Source organism: Hominiventricola sp. (genome assembly GCF_057604405.1).
Genome location: NZ_DBLYVB010000003.1, coordinates 106,980 through 122,802, shown reverse-complemented (window position 1 = coordinate 122,802; position 15,823 = coordinate 106,980). Strand labels below are relative to the sequence as shown.

Below are 15,823 nucleotides of genomic sequence, written 5' to 3'. Positions count from 1 at the left end.
CCTTTACATTTCCGAACAAATGTTTGTCTTTTGTCATCATAGCAAACATCTGTTCGTTTGTAAAGAGGTGCTTTTTGTTTTTATTCGTTTTTCAGAAATGCCATAAAGTTCTCTTTATTTTCCCTCGCTGTTGTAGTCGGACGCCCAAGATCTTCTCTGGCTCCGATGGCACATTTTACTTCAATAAGACTTAAAGCTTTCCGCTCCCTCGCTGCTTTCAGTTCCTGATCCAGCTGTTCAAAAGTGTCCACCCTCACTGCATAAGGATACCCGCAGCCTTTTGCGATAGCCGGAAGGTCAATTTTTGCTGCTACGGTGGGCATACCGCCTACCGTCTCATGGGCACCATTATTGATGACCACATGTACCATATTTTCCGGATGCTCCGCTCCGAGCACCGCCATGGCTCCCATATGCATCAGCACAGCACCGTCACCATCGATGCACCAGATCTTCTTCTCCGGCTTCTGGGAAGCGATTCCAAGGGCAATGGAAGAACTGTGTCCCATGGAACCCACCGTCAGGAAATCATGCCCGTGGTCCTGTCCTGCTGCCGCTCTTAATTCAAACAGCTCCCGGCTGGCCTTTCCTGTGGTGGAAACCACCGGATCATCCCCTGACACAGAGATAATATGGTGAATAATCTCTTCCCGCTTCATGGTGCAGTCATTTTCGTAAACCACCTTTCCATCATAGGAAAGAGCTCCTTTGCGGATCACAAATGCCACATCTTTTCCTTCAGCAAGTACCTTTTTAAACTCTGCCATGGCCCCTGCCAGTTCTTCTTCCGTAGTTTCTTTTCCAACCACGAAAGTCCGGATATCCATATCTTCCAGCAATTTTATGGTTACTTTTCCCTGATAAATATGCTGAGGTTCATCATGAATGCCAGGTTCGCCTCTCCAGCCTACCACAAAGATCACTGGAATGGCATATACTTTGTCATTGAGCAAAGATGCCGCCGGATTGATGATATTTCCTTCCCCTGAATTCTGCATATAGACCACCGGTACTTTTCCGGTTGCCAGATGATAACCTGCTGCCAATGCGGCACAGTTTCCTTCATTGGCACCGATCACATGATGTTTCGGATCAATGCCGTAAGTATTCATGAGATAGTTGCACAGTGCTTTCAGTTGGGAGTCCGGAACTCCTGTATAGAAATCCGCACCCAGCACTTTCACAAATGTTTCTGCCTGCATATACTCTCCTCTATTATTTTTCTTTTAAAATTTCCTCATATAATGCCCGAAGCGTTTCTGCATCCAGACGTACCGGGTTATTTTTCAAACGTACCGGGTTTACTGATCCCGCCAGCACGTCCAGTTCTCCCGGATGCTGAAGGGTTGGGCGTTCCAGAGAAAGCTCCCGGAAAAACCGTCCATAAGCTTCTGCCGCTGCTTCTGGGCTGTCACAGTCCATGACATCTGCCAGTTTCCGAAACATTTCATTAAGATATGCCGTTCCTCTTTTATCCATACAGTCTTCCGTATGACGTACCATATAGGGCCAGAGTTTCTCTACACAAAGGGCCACAGCATGACCATGAGCCATCCCATAAAGGGTGGTCAGCTTATAAGCCATGGCATGTCCCGCCGTCGTCTGGGTGAGATTGATGGCTTTTCCTGCCAGATTGGCGGCCAGCAACATCTCTTCATTTCCTTCCGGCGTGTTGGCAAGATAAGCCTGTTCTTCTTTTAATACCAGTCGAATGGCTTCCGCCGCATATTTCTGACTTTCTTCTGTAGCATTGACCGACCAGAAGGATTCCACGGCATGACAAAGGGCATCCAGCATGGTAGCCTTTCTCTGATACATAGGAAGAGTGATAAGAAGTCCAGGATCCATCAGCACATATTCCGGAATACAGCTGGTATGATTGACCGACTGCTTATTTCCCTGATAATAGATAACTGCAAAACGAGTAGCTTCACTTCCGGTTCCCGCTGTGGTGGGAATGGCCAGCAACGGAATGTCATTTGCCACAATCTCCTGGGTCAGGCAGTTTTGCGACAGGTCCATAAATGCAAACAGCTTGATACATTTTGCCACGTCCATGGCACTTCCACCACCCGCTGCCACAATCATGTCGCAATGATGCTGTCTGTAAGCTTCGATTCCGGCAATCACTGATTCATATTTTGGATTCGGCGAAAAGTCGGAAAACTCTGTCAGAATGATCCCCAGTTCTTTCAACGTACTGTATAGTGTTTCATAAAGCTTCTGCCTCCGGAAAGATTCCCCGCACACCAGAAGTACCTGATGGACGTCTCTTTCTTTCTGAATTTCAGAGAGCACCTCCTTAAGCTCCTGCTCCCGGAAAATCTTCTGTCCCATGGTTCTTACTCCTCCTCCGGAATCAGCCGGATAATGTCTTTAAACGGCATGCACAAAGCATCGCATTCTTTGGCACGATGATGCTCCAGAATGGTTTTTGCTGCATTCTGCATGGCCGGGAATCCGGTTCTGGTCAGCTGGTTCGCATAAATTACAATATTCACACCACGCTTTTTAAATTCTTCCTCCGTAACCTGGTTAAAGGAAGTGGGCACGACGACAATGGGCGTCACTTTATCACGACATCTGAATTTTTCCACAAATTCAAAGATCTCATCCGGTTCCGGTCTGCGGCTGTGAATCATAATACCGTCTGCTCCGGCTTCCGTGAATGCAAAGGCCCTGGTCAATGCGTCTTCCATTCCCTGCTCCAGGATCAGACTTTCAATCCGGGCAATGATCATAAATTCACTGCTCTTCTGCGTACGCTTTCCTGCCTTGATTTTCTCACAGAAATGTTCGATGGAATCCTGGGTCTGTTTCACTTCCGTTCCAAACAGGGAATTTTTCTTAAGACCTGTCTTATCCTCAATAATAACAGCCGACACACCCATCCGTTCCAAAGTGCGGACAGTATAAACAAAATGCTCAATCATTCCGCCGGTATCTCCGTCGAAAATAATCGGTTTTGTAGTCACTTCCATAATATCGTCAATGGTACGGAAACGGGATGTCATGTCCACCAGCTCAATATCCGGTTTTCCTTTTGCGGTAGAGTCGCACAGGGAGCTGATCCACATGGCATCAAACTGTCTTGCTTCTCCATTCTGATAAACTACCGTATTTTCTACAATGAGTCCTGTAAGACCACTGTGGGCCTCCAGTGCACTGATCGTGCCTTTCATGGCAATGGCTTTTCTCAAACGTGCCCGGCGTACATCCGGCAGGGAAAGATCAGCTCTTGCACGATTTTCCAGTGCTTTGTATTTCTCATCTCTGGAATACGGGAATTCCACCAGTTTACCGCCATAAGTTTTCAGGATCTCCAGCACTTCCTCACGAACCGGTTTCTGGAATCCAGTCACCCAGTCATCACCGTGTACCACATAATCCGGTTTGTATTTCTCCAGGTTTTCTCTGTAGCTTAAAGTTTTCTGCTCGACCACACAGCTGACTCCGCGGATGTTTTCAAATAAAGCCTTGCGCTCTGTGTAGGGAAGCAGTGGATAGCGTTTATAACTGATGACTGCCTCATCTGAAAGCACACCGATGATCAGCTTTCCAAGACGTGCTGCCTTACGAATAATGGCAATATGTCCGCTATGGATCATATCCGCAGAGAAGCACATATATACCTTGCGGTTCTCCACCTCTTTCAGTCTGGCAGATACATGTTTCAGATCATCCGGATTATCAATCTCTGCACAGAGGCTGTCCTCTACATCCAGCGGACGGATCAGACACTGATCAGATACTTCATTGAACGCATTTTCTGCATAACAGGAAGTTTCCTCCCGCTCGCAAAACGTTTCAATCCGGTCAAGCCAGATTTGCCAGTCCTTTTTTTTCAGCTTATAGAGGGGCTGGGCTGCCATCGCATCCTCAAAAAACTCAATGCCGACTTTTTCAATGCGGTTGTCATGAATGACAGCTTTGAAATCTTTCTCCGGCAGCGGAACCGTAGAGCTGACGGTCATGCAGCTGTCCTCACTTGCCAGTACCTGGTCAAGAACCCTATTTTCAAAGACCAAATCTCCATGCATAAGCAGAAGATCGTCATCTTTCAGTTTCTCTCTTGCACAGTAGATGGAATAAATATAGTTGGTCTTATCATAGACCGGATTTTTTACAAATGTATAGGCAAGGGGCAGATCCAGGCTCTTGCAGTACTGTTCCAATACCTGATCAAAGAGTCCTGTGGTCATGACCACTTCCTCAATTCCTGCCTCTGCAATCTGGTGCAGCTGACGACTTAAAATAGTCTCCTGAGCGGAAACCTCCGTCATACATTTGGGATGCTCAGATGTCAGCACTCCCATCCGTCTTCCCAGACCGGAATTTAAAATTAACGCTTTCATGAATCGGAATCCTCCTGATAAATAATGCACTTGTTCAATTTTTTATTTTAACATTTTCCCGGTTTCTTGTCGAGGTACACTTTCCTTATGAAAATCTTCAGAAAATCCCAGATGCACACCCGTTCATTCTGTGATAGACTATCCTTAAATAAACAAAAGGAATGGATGATCATGACCCTATTTTTTCTCACTGCTGGCGGATGCTGTCTGCTGTATTTTATCATATTGCTTTTTTACAGCGGATTTACCTCTGCATTTTATCTGATCTGGCCAATGATGGCCTTGGGCTGCTTTTTGATTTCCTGGCTTTTCCATGTTGGATTTTTCACTCATCTGCCCGCCATTATCCGGGTACTGCTGCTCACCTTCTCTGCGGTTTGTCTTCTCCTGTTCGCAGGTGTGGAAGGCATGATTTTAAAAGGTGCCATACAGACACCGCCTGCAGGTCTCGACTATGTGATCGTCCTCGGTGCCCACGTCCGTTCTACTGGCCCCAGCCGCGCACTGATCCTTCGTCTTGACCGCGCTTATGACTATGCTTCTGAAAATTCGGATACGCTCCTTATTGTCTCCGGCGGAAAGGGAAGCAACGAACCCTGCACAGAAGCCTCAGCCATGAGAGACTATCTTCTGAAAAAAGGGCTTCCTGAAAGCCGGATTCTTATGGAAGATCAGTCTGTCAATACCCGGGAAAACCTGATTTTTTCCAAGACATTTCTCCCTGAACACGCTTCCGTCGGCATTGTGAGCAACGGTTTTCATATCTGCAGGGCCCTGCATCTTTCTAAAACTCTCGGATATAAAAATGCAGCAGGCATTCCGGCAAAAGGTGATCTCATCACCCAGCCAGCCAACCTGCTGCGGGAATTTTTTGCTGTTGTCAAAGATTTCTGGCTGCTGCGCTGATGAAATCAGTGCGGCAGTTTTTTATCCTTCCAGTGCCATCAGAAGCCCTTCTGCCATAGACAGATATTGATTCTCAGCCTGATCAAAATGACCATCTGCCAATTCTGCCAGCTTCGGTTCAATGGGCATCCGTCCAAGGATCGGAAGATCCAGCTCCTCTGCCAGTCCATCCAGTCCACTGTCACCGAAAATCTTAAATTCTTTTCCGCAGTCCGGACAAACCACATAACTGTAGTTTTCTACCAGACCAAGCACCGGAATGTGCATGCTTTCTGCCATGTTCAGCGCTTTTTTTACAATGAGGCTTACCAGCTGCTGCGGGGAAGTCACCATTACAATGCCATCTACCGGAATGGACTGGAACACTGTCAGCGGAACATCGCCGGTTCCTGGCGGCATATCTACAAACAGGAAATCCAATTCTCCCCATACTACGTCACTCCAGAACTGTTTTACCATGTTAGCGAGAATCGGCCCTCTCCAGATCACCGGGGACTCTTCATCAGGGAGAAGCAGGTTAATGGACATAACCTCAATTCCATTCGCAGTCATCACCGGCTTGATAAAATCCCCATCCATCTCTGCCGGACCGTGAACACCATACATCTTAGGAATGGATGGTCCTGTAATATCAGCGTCCAGAATTCCTACTTTGTATCCCTGGGCTGCCATCTGATTTGCCAAAGATGCGGTTACCATGGATTTACCAACGCCACCTTTGCCGCTGACCACACCGATTACCTTGTGTACATGGGATTTTGGATTCGCCGGCGCCAGCATACTCTGTGGCTGCTGTGCCCCCTTTGCTGCGCTTGGACATCCTTCACAGCTCTCTCTGGAACAGGATCCGGCGCTGCTGCATGCATTTTCTGCCATTTTTCTATCTCCTTTTTCTACTGCATATTTTACCGAAAACGGTTGCATTCAAAATGTTTCATCATGGACAGGCAGTTGATGATCTCATCATACATCTCCTGCAGTCCTTTTTTCTCCACTACCAGATCCAAAGAAATGGCAATGCTGTTGAGCAGAGATTCATCCATCCGGTTCCGGTAAACCGTCAGAATATGAAGCTTCTGTTCCAGTGTGTCTGCATCCAGAAATTCCAGAAGAATAGGGTTCACTCCTCCATCGCTGGAATCTGCAAGCTGCTGCTCATCCACTGCGTCTTTCAAAAGTTCCGCTTCTTTTTCCGGTTCTTTTCTTTCTGGTTCTTTCCTTCCCGGCTCCACAAGCTCAAACCGGTAAGTCTGCCCTGCATCCGGATATTTGACCCGATCCACTTCACTGATAAACATCTCATAGGGTCTTGCATATACCCCATAGTCTCCATATAATGCCTGATAAATCACCAGCTTCTCTCCGCTCTCTGTATGAGTCGCAATGGCTGCTACCTGATACAGTCCGCCTTTAAAATGTCTGTAAAATTGTCCAGCCCTGATCTCTCTCATGGCCTTCACTTCCTTTCCAAACTTCTCTTCTACTATAGCATGTTTACCCGCAAATGTAAATTTTATGGTCTTGCCTGTGCTGTGGCCTCATCCAGCCACTGAAGATACAGCTTTTCTCCTGCTGCATTTTCAATCAGCTCATTGATTTTCTCAAGCAATCCCTTCTCGCCCTTGACCACACCGGCCACAACGCCTTCTGATTCGTAACTAAAGGCGGCTTTTGCCAGGTCAAGTTCTTCATTTTCTGCCAGAACATCTTCTGCCAGATTCTGGTCCAGCGCTGCCGCATCAGCCTTTCCGATCCGCACCTGGAACACGGCATCTTCCGCTGTATCAGACAGTTCCATGTAGCTTTCCGGCAGCTGCTCTGTTACCAGCTGCGCCTGCAGGGATCCATATTGTGCTTCCACGGTCTTTCCTGCAAAATCATCCAGTGTTTTAAACTTCTCTGCCTGGGTCTTCCGTACCAGTAGCACCTGCCCTCCCGGCTCATAGTAACTGACTGTAAAATCCACATAAGCAGTCCGGTCTTTCTCCGGCAGCATGCCCAACAGCACCAGATCTACGGTTCCTTCCTTTGCCGCCTTCAGGCAGTCATCGAATTCCATTTTCACAAATTCTGCCTGCACGTCAAGTTCTTCCGCAAGATACTTTCCCAGCTCCACGTCAGACCCTGCGCAGATCGTATTTCCTTCTTCGTCCGTCGTTTCAAATGCAAATGGCGCATAATCCGGTGAAATACCAATGAGAAGCACTCCGGACTTCTGAATCTCCTCCAGCCGTTCTCCTGCTTTTGTGCGTTTCGGAAGCTCTTTTTCCGGCGCCTTATCCGTTTCTCCTGTTTCCATATCGATCACTTTTGGTTCTTCCGATGCCGTTTTCTCCGCAGATAATGTCTGAGCGCATCCCACCGACAAAAACATCATACCGGTCAACATCCATACCAATGCCCGTTTCATGTATCCTATTCCTTTCCATCTTGCCAAACATTGCTCTTTGCAGAGTAAAAAAAAGCTCCGGAAACTAAAATTCCGAAGCCTCAACAGGGACAGAAGGACTCGAACCCTCGACATTTGGTTTTGGAGACCAACGTTCTACCAACTGAACTATATCCCTATGTATCACTGACACTACGCTAGTTTATCACAACCCCACGACCGTGTCAATGATAAAATTCGGAAAATCGAATTTTTTTCGTTATCCAAGAGCCTCCATAGCATCCCTGACCGTGGATACCCCCACCAGACGTACGCCTTCCGGCTGCTTTATCTGTTCCATGCAGGCCCGGGGAAGAATAATCCTGTCGAATCCTAACCGTCTCGCCTCCTGGACACGTTGAGCTGCCATACTGACAGCCCGGACTTCACCGCTTAATCCCACTTCCCCAAATACCAGTGTCTTATCCGGAATGGGCACATCCCGATAACTGGAAATAACAGCCAATACCAGCCCCAGATCCATAGCCGGTTCATTGAGTTTCACGCCGCCTGCAATGTTCACATAGGCATCATAGCCGGATAGTGGAAGATTCAGCCTTTTTTCCAGTACCGCCATGAGAAGGTTCAGACGATTGTAATCCATTCCTGCTGCTGTTCTCCTCGGCAGTCCAAAATTGGTTCTGCAGACCAGCGCCTGTACTTCCAGTAACATGGGGCGGGTTCCCTCCATGGTACATACCACTACAGAACCAGATGCTCCTTCCGGTTTTCCGCTCAGCATATATTCTGACGGATTCGCCACTTCCCTGAGACCTTTGTCCGTCATTTCAAAAACGCCAATCTCGTTGGTCGATCCAAAACGGTTTTTTACACCCCGCAAAATACGGTAAGATGCATGCCGGTCTCCCTCAAAATAGAGCACCGTATCCACCATATGTTCCAGCACTCTCGGTCCTGCCACGGTTCCTTCCTTCGTTACGTGACCCACGATGAAAATGGCAATGTCCTGCTCCTTAGCCAGACGCATCAGCACACCGGTAGCTTCCCTTACCTGGGACACACTGCCCGGCGCTGAAGAAATATTCTCCTGAAACATAGTCTGGATAGAGTCAATAATGACCACATCCGGCTTTTTCTCCAAAACCACATCTTCAATATCTGCAAGATTGGTCTCACACAGAAGCTTCATGGAATCCGTAAATTCTCCGATCCGCATGGCGCGAAGCTTGATTTGCTGCAAAGATTCCTCTCCGGAAATATACAGCACCTGATCAAGCCTCTCTGCCAAATTCCGACATACCTGCAAAAGCAGCGTGGATTTACCAATACCTGGATCTCCCCCTACCAGTACCAGGGATCCCGGCACAATGCCTCCTCCCAGCACCTGATCAAGCTCTGCCATGCCTGTAGAAATTCTGGACTGGCTGTCAGAATCAATATGCTTTAATGAAACAGGTTCTTTCCTTCCTTCTTTTCCGGAACTTCTCCCTGTGCTCCTTCCTTTGGAGGAAGGAGCTTTCGGCTCTTCCGCAAAGGTGTTCCATTCATGACATGCCGGACACTGTCCCAGCCATTTTGCCGATTCGTAGCCGCACTCCTGACAGAAGAAAACGGTTGCATTCTTTTTCATGTTCAGCCCTCTTCCCTGACAGAAATCTTTACCTTACCATTTACTACTTTTACATCCACATGATCTCCATTTTTGATCTTTCCTACCAGAATCTCATCTGCCATGGGATCTTCCAGCTTATTCTGAATCACGCGCTTCAGCGGGCGTGCACCGTACTTGGCATCATAACCGGTGTCCGCCAGCCATTTCCGGACAGAATCCTTGAAAGAAACATCAATAGAAAGCTGCTCCTTGCACCGTTTGGTCAGTTCCTCCAGCAGAAGTCCTGCAATCTTCGCAATCTCCTCTTTCTGAAGAGTATGGAATACCAGCGTTTCGTCAATACGGTTCAAAAACTCCGGTTTAAAAATCTGCTTTACTTCGTTCATGACACTGTTCTTCATGAATTCGTAATCCTGTTTTGCATTTTCAGCGGAAGCAAAGCCCAGCTTCTTTGGAGACACAATGGCTCCTGCCCCTGCATTGGATGTCATAATAATAACTGTATTTTTGAAATCCACTTTCCGGCCCTGGGAATCTGTAATATGTCCGTCATCCAGTACCTGCAGCAGAATATTAAATACGTCCGGATGTGCTTTCTCAATCTCATCAAAGAGAATGACTGCATAAGGATTTCTCCGTACCTTTTCACTTAGCTGACCGCCGTCATCGTGACCCACATATCCAGGCGGAGAACCGATGATCTTCGCCACGCTGTGCTTCTCCATATATTCGGACATATCAACCCGGATAAGCGAGTCTTCTTTTCCAAATAATACTTCCGCCAAAGCTTTGGAAAGTTCCGTCTTTCCAACACCGGTAGGTCCCAAAAACAGGAAAGAACCAATAGGACGCTTGGGATCTTTTAAGCCCACACGGCCTCGTTTTACCGCCTTTGCCACTGCAGACACTGCTTCTTCCTGACCAACCACCCGTTTATGAAGGGTCTGTTCCAGCCGCCGTAACCGCTGGGATTCAGCCTCCGCCAGCCGCTGTACCGGAATCTTCGTCCATTTAGAAACCGTATCCGCAATCTGCGCTTCCGTAAGCACCGGCATCTTTCTGCTTCTGCGGGACACCTTACGTTCCTCTGATTTTTCCAGCTCTTCCAGACGGATCCGGCAGTCTCTTGCCGCTTCCAGATTGCCCTGGATCAGCGCCTGTTCCAGTTCCTGACGCACCTTCGGTAGTTCTCTGTTCTTTTCTGCCTGGTTTTCTGCTGTATCATAACGGCCAATCTTCAGACCGGCCGCCGCCTCATCCATCAGATCGATGGCTTTATCCGGAAGGAAACGGTCATTCACATATCGCTCAGAAAGTCTGGCCGCTGCCTCCAGTGCCTCATCTGTAATGGTTACCTGATGATGCTTTTCATAATAAGGACGCAGTCCTTTTAAAATCTCAATGGTCTGCTCCACGCCAGCTTCTTCTACCATGACCGGCTGGAATCTCCGCTCCAATGCCGCATCCTTTTCAATATGTTTTCGATATTCTTCCAATGTAGTGGCACCGATAATCTGGATCTCACCTCTGGCCATGGCAGGCTTTAAAATATTGGATGCATCCATGGCACCCTCCGCACCGCCGGCTCCAATAATGGTGTGCAGCTCATCTATAAACAGCAGCACCTGACCATCACGACGCACTTCATCAATAACATTTTTAATTCGTTCCTCAAATTCACCACGATATTTGGATCCTGCCACCATGGCAGTCAGATCCAGGATGCAGAGTCGTTTGTCCCGGATGGTCTCCGGAACGCTTCCATCGGCGATTCTTGCCGCAAGTCCTTCCACGATGGCCGTTTTTCCAACCCCTGGTTCACCAATGAGACAGGGATTATTCTTGGTCCTCCGGCTTAATACCTGAATGACTCTCTTTATCTCCTCTTCCCGTCCGATCACCGGATCCAGCTTTCCCTCCTCCGCCAGTGCGGTCAGATCCCGGCTAAATTGTTCCAGTGTCTGGGTTCCTGCATATTTTGCGTCTTCCTTATATTCAGAAGCTTTCTCTCCCATGGAAGAAATCAGAGCCGTATAAAGCTCCCTCAGACGGACATTCATCGTATTTAGCAGACGGTAACCCACACATTCTCCATCCTCTAATATGGCAATCAGAATATGCTCCGTTCCCGCCTGTTCCTCATGAAACCGCTTTGCTTCTGCCACCGCGTCGTCCAGAATTTTTTTCGCGCGGGGTGTAAATCCACTTCTCTCTTCCAGCACCATTCCGCCTTCCGGCGCGATCAGCTGGTCAATCATCTCCTCCAGTCCCTTGCGGGTCACCCCTGCACTGGCAAGCACCTGTCCTGCTGTACTGTCCTTCTCATCCAGAAGTCCCAGCAGAATATGTTCTGTTCCCGTATAGGGATGCCGCATTCTGGCAGAAAGCTTCTGTGCCCGCTTCAGGGCTGATTCTGCCTGTTCTGTATACATTCCCATCGTATCAGCAATCCTCCTTATCCCGCATACTCTTCATAAATCTCGTCGATCAGCTGATGCACTTCTTCTCTTGTAATATTTCTGCAGCTTCCTTTGGCTAATGTCATCAAAAGCTCTTTCTTCATATCTTCCAGCGCCTTGATCTTATCCGCATCCACAGCAATGACAGCTCCGGTTCTCCGGTCCAGGCGAATATACCCCTCCTGCCGCAAAATGGAATAGGCTTTGTTGACCGTATGCATATTAATGCCAATCTGGTCTGCCAGCTGGCGTACACTTGGAAGCGGATCCCCTTCCTGCAGGCGGGATGTGGCTATTCCGATAATAATCTGATTACAGAGCTGTACATAAAATGCCTCATCACTGTTAAAATCAATTTCCAGATACATGGTATCACCTGTCCTTTGTATATCATATTGTTATACAAACAGTATAACAGTATTATCATTTCCGGTCAACCCACCGTCTTTATTTTTCCACGGACAAAAAATTGCCATCAGAATCTGATTTTCTGATGGCAGTTCTCATTTGTTTTCTATTCTTCGTCGTCCGTATCGTCCAGGTCAATGATCTCCAGATCATCATCTTCCTCTCCCGGATCAGTGAAATCCGTCTCGTTTTCCTCCAGATTTCCCACGATCAGAGAACCCGTCTCGTTTTCTTTTCCGGAAAGTTCCTCATCATCCGCATCCTCTTCCGGATCCACCAGCTGCATTTTCTTCATACGCATATGCTGGAACACTGCCACGTTTCCAAAGACAATGACCAGCAGGGTCAGCACCAGAATGATCACCAGACGGCGGCCCATATCCTGATTATATCTCTGTGCCTGCCAGGTCAGTTCCTCGCGAAGTCCGTCTTCCTTGGTCTCCAGCTCGGTAATATAATCCTGCTCCCCCTGATAGGCAACGCTGTCAAAGAGCTGCAGGGAATTCTTATCATAGTCAAAGTTATACCAGTTTTTCTCTCCATCCTGGTTGATGCCATAGACCAGATAACGGTTGGAATCATCCTGAATCTCATCTACTCCATCCAGATTATAATGCTTGTAAGCCGGAATCGTATATTTCGGTCCCCATCCCAGATCCACATAGGTATAACGGTTTGGAACTTCATTTTCATCCGGTTCAATAAAGATGACCGTATCATTTCCGCTCTGCATCTGCACAAAGGGGATCACGCTGTCATTCTCCGGATTATAAACAAAATCATCACGATAGGTTCCATTATCACTTCTCAGCCTGACCACATAAAGATCCAGTGTATCACTCTTCAATACTCTGCAGTCATAGCCCTGGATGGTCATATGCTGTACTGTAAATCCCTCGACATCATCCGGACGGCGCACGTAAAACGTACGGTTGTCAATGACAAAGCTCGCTTTTCCTTCGTCTTCTTCGCTCTCCTCCTCAGAATCAGAAGAATTCTGCTCGCTGCTCACGCTCTCCCCGGTCAGCGCATCGATCTGCTCTCCATTGCTTTCAATGATACAGGAGCTGATAGTAACAGTCGTATCACCGTCCTCATTTCCGCGGAAAATCACTTCAAAGGAAGCGCTGTCGGTACCTGGCTTGCTGGATAACTCCACTGTACCGTTTCCGCCGTTTCCGGCAAAATTGTTTCCGCCGCTTCCTGACATGTAAGTTACCTGGTCTTTGTCATAGGACAATATCAGTTTCACGGAATCAATAGTATCATCCGATGTTATCGTGTAGGTTGCTGATACACTTTTATCCTTTTTGATCGTCAGATCCGTATCACCATCCACAGAAGGCGCCGCAAATGCCGTCATGCCAAAACACCAGAGCAACATAAGCAGCAGACAGCCTGTCTTTCCAAATGAAAATTTTTTATTATGATTCATATAAACTCTCTCTTTCCAGATTTCGTATTTCTTATAAAGATATAGCCTGACGGCGAGAAAGTCAACCGGTTTCACAGATTTTTCAGCTTTTGTTTATGATTCAGAGCCCTCATTCACCGAAAAAAAGGGCAATTCGAAGTGACAGGCTGTGAGCGGAACCGCTCGCGCTAAGTCCTCGATCCAGCGGTACTAACACTCGAATGTCGCATTCTGCTCGTTCTCGTGAAGTACCGGGACTGCGGACGTTCCATTCACAGGCTGTCACCTTCTCATGCCCCTTCATCTATGAATATGAACTTCGATCAGATCGCATCCTTCATGCTTTTTACAAACTCTGCCACATGGGAAGGCGCCTCTTTGCCGTATTTTTCCACTAACTTAACAATGGCGGAACCTACGATGACACCATCTGATTTTTCGGCCATATTCGCTGCCTGCTCCGGGTTGGAGATACCAAAACCAATGGCAGCCGGGATGTCGGAGGCTTCTTTTACCAGCTTTACCATGGCCCCTACATCGGTAGTGATGACGTTTCGCATACCGGTGACTCCCAGCGAGGAGACGCAGTAAACAAAGCCCTCCGCTTCTTTGGCAATCATGGCAATGCGCTCATGGGAAGTAGGCGCAATGAGGGAGATGAGATCCATACCCTGCTCACGGAATGCCGGAGCAAATTCTTCTTTTTCTTCAAAGGGCACATCCGGCAGGATGAGACCATCCATCCCCACTTCCGCTGCCCGCTTTGCGAACCGCTCGATGCCATAAGAGTACACGACATTTGCATAGGTCATAAAAACCATGGGAACGGTCACTTCTTTTCGAAGTTCTGCTACCATATCAAAGATTTTATCGGTGGTCACGCCGCCTTTCAAGGCACGTAAATTTGCTCCCTGGATCACCGGTCCTTCTGCCGTCGGATCCGAAAATGGAATTCCAAGTTCCACAAGATCGGCTCCGTTATCCACCATGACTTTTACAATTTCCTTCGTTGTCCCCAGATCCGGATCTCCGCAGGTGATAAACGGGATAAATGCTTTTCCGTTCTGAAATGCTTCTTTGATTCTACTCATGGATATCCTCCCCTCTGTAACGGGCAATAGCCGCACAGTCTTTGTCTCCTCTTCCGGAAATAGTGATGACCATCACCTGGTCTTTGTCCATCTTCGGCGCCAGCTCTCTTGCATAGGCAACTGCATGGGCACTTTCAATGGCCGGAATAATCCCTTCCATTCTGCTTAAATATTCAAAGGCATCCACTGCCTGATCGTCGGTGATGGCTACGTATTCTGCTCTTCCTGTATCATGAAGCCATGCATGTTCCGGTCCGATACCCGGATAATCAAGTCCCGCTGAAATGGAATATACCGGTGCAATCTGTCCGTATTTGTCCTGACAGAAATAGGATTTCATACCGTGGAAAATACCGAGTTTTCCGGTAGCGATCGTAGCTGCCGTCTCGAAAGTATCAATTCCCCGGCCTGCTGCCTCGCAGCCAATAAGACGCACATCTTGATCCTCAATAAAATGATAAAAAGTTCCAATCGCATTGGAGCCGCCGCCCACACAGGCCAGCACTGCATCCGGAAGTTTTCCTTCTGCTTCCAGACACTGTTCTTTGATTTCTTTGGAAATGACTGCCTGAAAATCACGGACAATGGTAGGGAAGGGATGAGGTCCCATGACAGACCCCAGCACATAATGGGTATCGGATATCCGGTTGGTCCACTCTCTCATCGTCTCGGATACCGCATCTTTTAAGGTTCCCGTTCCTGAGGATACCGGGTGTACTTTGGCACCCAGCAGCCGCATTTTATACACGTTCAGTGCCTGGCGCTCCGTGTCTTCTTTTCCCATGAACACTTCGCATTCCATGCCCATGAGGGCTGCTGCTGTGGCGGTTGCCACACCGTGCTGTCCTGCTCCGGTCTCTGCAATGACTCTGGTTTTGCCCATTTTCTTTGCCAGCAGCACCTGTCCCAGTACGTTGTTGATCTTGTGGGCGCCGGTGTGATTGAGATCCTCCCTCTTTAAATAGATCTTCGCGCCGCCCAGATCTTCCGTCATTTTCTTTGCATAGTAAAGTCTTGACGGTCTGCCTGCATAGTTATTTAAAAGATCGTTAAGCTCTGCCTGAAACTGCGGATCCTCTTTATAATGATTATAGGCTTCTTCCAGCTCAATGACTGCATTCATGAGGGTTTCGGGGATATACTGTCCGCCGTGAATTCCAAAACGTCCTCTTGGTGTATTCTTTTCCAT

The 15,823-nt window shown here is 47.9% G+C and carries 13 protein-coding genes and 1 tRNA gene; 1 reads left to right on the top strand and 13 read right to left on the bottom strand.

Going from position 1 to position 15,823, the window contains the following annotated elements:
- Positions 1–80: 80 nt before the first annotated feature.
- The 3 genes from aepY to aepX are packed head-to-tail and all read right to left on the bottom strand — an operon-like array spanning position 81 to position 4,355.
- Positions 81–1,202 (bottom strand): phosphonopyruvate decarboxylase, encoded by a 1,122-nt coding sequence (gene aepY, locus ACZMB2_RS03645; RefSeq protein WP_487595561.1) that lies wholly within the window; start codon positions 1,200–1,202, stop codon positions 81–83.
- Between the two features lie 13 nt (positions 1,203–1,215).
- Entirely contained in the window at positions 1,216–2,337 is a 1,122-nt protein-coding gene (locus ACZMB2_RS03640; protein WP_487595560.1) for a phosphonoacetaldehyde reductase, read from the bottom strand.
- A 5-nt stretch (positions 2,338–2,342) separates the two neighbouring features.
- Entirely contained in the window at positions 2,343–4,355 is a 2,013-nt protein-coding gene (gene aepX, locus ACZMB2_RS03635) for a phosphoenolpyruvate mutase (protein WP_487595559.1), read from the bottom strand.
- 171 nt (positions 4,356–4,526) lie between these two features.
- Here aepX and ACZMB2_RS03630 point away from each other — a divergent pair, with 171 nt between their 5' ends.
- Entirely contained in the window at positions 4,527–5,261 is a 735-nt protein-coding gene (locus ACZMB2_RS03630; RefSeq protein ID WP_487595558.1) for a YdcF family protein, read from the top strand.
- Between the two features lie 21 nt (positions 5,262–5,282).
- Here ACZMB2_RS03630 and ACZMB2_RS03625 read toward each other — a convergent pair whose 3' ends face one another.
- The 10 genes from ACZMB2_RS03625 to trpB all read right to left on the bottom strand — a co-directional run bounded on the left by ACZMB2_RS03625 (position 5,283) and on the right by trpB (position 15,823).
- Positions 5,283–6,137: a P-loop NTPase gene (locus tag ACZMB2_RS03625; protein WP_487595557.1), complete on the bottom strand. Its 855-nt coding sequence runs from the start codon at positions 6,135–6,137 to the stop codon at positions 5,283–5,285.
- Between the two features lie 29 nt (positions 6,138–6,166).
- Complete coding sequence (locus tag ACZMB2_RS03620; RefSeq protein ID WP_487595556.1) at positions 6,167–6,712, bottom strand: DUF1653 domain-containing protein; 546 nt, start codon at positions 6,710–6,712, stop codon at positions 6,167–6,169.
- A 62-nt stretch (positions 6,713–6,774) separates the two neighbouring features.
- A complete protein-coding gene (locus ACZMB2_RS03615; RefSeq protein WP_487595555.1) occupies positions 6,775–7,671 on the bottom strand; it encodes a transporter substrate-binding domain-containing protein in 897 nt (298 codons plus the stop codon).
- An 84-nt stretch (positions 7,672–7,755) separates the two neighbouring features.
- Positions 7,756–7,828 (bottom strand) — tRNA-Trp (locus tag ACZMB2_RS03610).
- Positions 7,829–7,909: 81 nt separating this feature from the next.
- Complete coding sequence (radA, locus tag ACZMB2_RS03605) at positions 7,910–9,280, bottom strand: DNA repair protein RadA (protein WP_487595554.1); 1,371 nt, start codon at positions 9,278–9,280, stop codon at positions 7,910–7,912.
- 2 nt (positions 9,281–9,282) lie between these two features.
- On the bottom strand, positions 9,283–11,700 hold the full coding sequence (locus tag ACZMB2_RS03600) for an ATP-dependent Clp protease ATP-binding subunit (protein WP_487595553.1): 2,418 nt from the start codon (positions 11,698–11,700) through the stop codon (positions 9,283–9,285).
- 17 nt (positions 11,701–11,717) lie between these two features.
- A complete protein-coding gene (locus ACZMB2_RS03595; protein ID WP_487595552.1) occupies positions 11,718–12,089 on the bottom strand; it encodes a GntR family transcriptional regulator in 372 nt (123 codons plus the stop codon).
- Positions 12,090–12,235: 146 nt separating this feature from the next.
- Complete coding sequence (locus ACZMB2_RS03590; RefSeq protein ID WP_487595551.1) at positions 12,236–13,564, bottom strand: hypothetical protein; 1,329 nt, start codon at positions 13,562–13,564, stop codon at positions 12,236–12,238.
- A gap of 302 nt (positions 13,565–13,866) precedes the next feature.
- Positions 13,867–14,634 carry a tryptophan synthase subunit alpha gene (gene trpA, locus ACZMB2_RS03585; RefSeq protein WP_487595550.1) on the bottom strand — a complete coding sequence of 256 codons (768 nt, stop codon included), beginning with the start codon at positions 14,632–14,634 and terminating at the stop codon, positions 13,867–13,869.
- Positions 14,627–15,823, bottom strand: coding sequence for a tryptophan synthase subunit beta (trpB, locus tag ACZMB2_RS03580; RefSeq protein ID WP_118769031.1), 1,197 nt, complete (start codon positions 15,821–15,823; stop codon positions 14,627–14,629). Before trpB ends, trpA begins: the two co-directional genes overlap by 8 nt.

Excerpts from the sequence above, each read along its gene's own strand:
- ACZMB2_RS03600 (WP_487595553.1), bottom strand. The coding sequence starts at position 11,700 with ATGGGAATGTATACAGAACAGGCAGAATCAGCCCTGAAGCGGGCACAG.
- trpA (WP_487595550.1), bottom strand. The coding sequence starts at position 14,634 with ATGAGTAGAATCAAAGAAGCATTTCAGAACGGAAAAGCATTTATCCCG.
- ACZMB2_RS03595 (WP_487595552.1), bottom strand. The coding sequence starts at position 12,089 with ATGTATCTGGAAATTGATTTTAACAGTGATGAGGCATTTTATGTACAG.
- ACZMB2_RS03640 (WP_487595560.1), bottom strand. The coding sequence starts at position 2,337 with ATGGGACAGAAGATTTTCCGGGAGCAGGAGCTTAAGGAGGTGCTCTCT.
- aepY (WP_487595561.1), bottom strand. The coding sequence starts at position 1,202 with ATGCAGGCAGAAACATTTGTGAAAGTGCTGGGTGCGGATTTCTATACA.
- aepX (WP_487595559.1), bottom strand. The coding sequence starts at position 4,355 with ATGAAAGCGTTAATTTTAAATTCCGGTCTGGGAAGACGGATGGGAGTG.
- ACZMB2_RS03615 (WP_487595555.1), bottom strand. The coding sequence starts at position 7,671 with ATGAAACGGGCATTGGTATGGATGTTGACCGGTATGATGTTTTTGTCG.
- ACZMB2_RS03620 (WP_487595556.1), bottom strand. The coding sequence starts at position 6,712 with ATGAGAGAGATCAGGGCTGGACAATTTTACAGACATTTTAAAGGCGGA.
- radA (WP_487595554.1), bottom strand. The coding sequence starts at position 9,280 with ATGAAAAAGAATGCAACCGTTTTCTTCTGTCAGGAGTGCGGCTACGAA.
- ACZMB2_RS03590 (WP_487595551.1), bottom strand. The coding sequence starts at position 13,564 with ATGAATCATAATAAAAAATTTTCATTTGGAAAGACAGGCTGTCTGCTG.
- ACZMB2_RS03630 (WP_487595558.1), top strand. The coding sequence starts at position 4,527 with ATGACCCTATTTTTTCTCACTGCTGGCGGATGCTGTCTGCTGTATTTT.
- ACZMB2_RS03625 (WP_487595557.1), bottom strand. The coding sequence starts at position 6,137 with ATGGCAGAAAATGCATGCAGCAGCGCCGGATCCTGTTCCAGAGAGAGC.
- trpB (WP_118769031.1), bottom strand. The coding sequence starts at position 15,823 with ATGGAAAAGAATACACCAAGAGGACGTTTTGGAATTCACGGCGGACAG.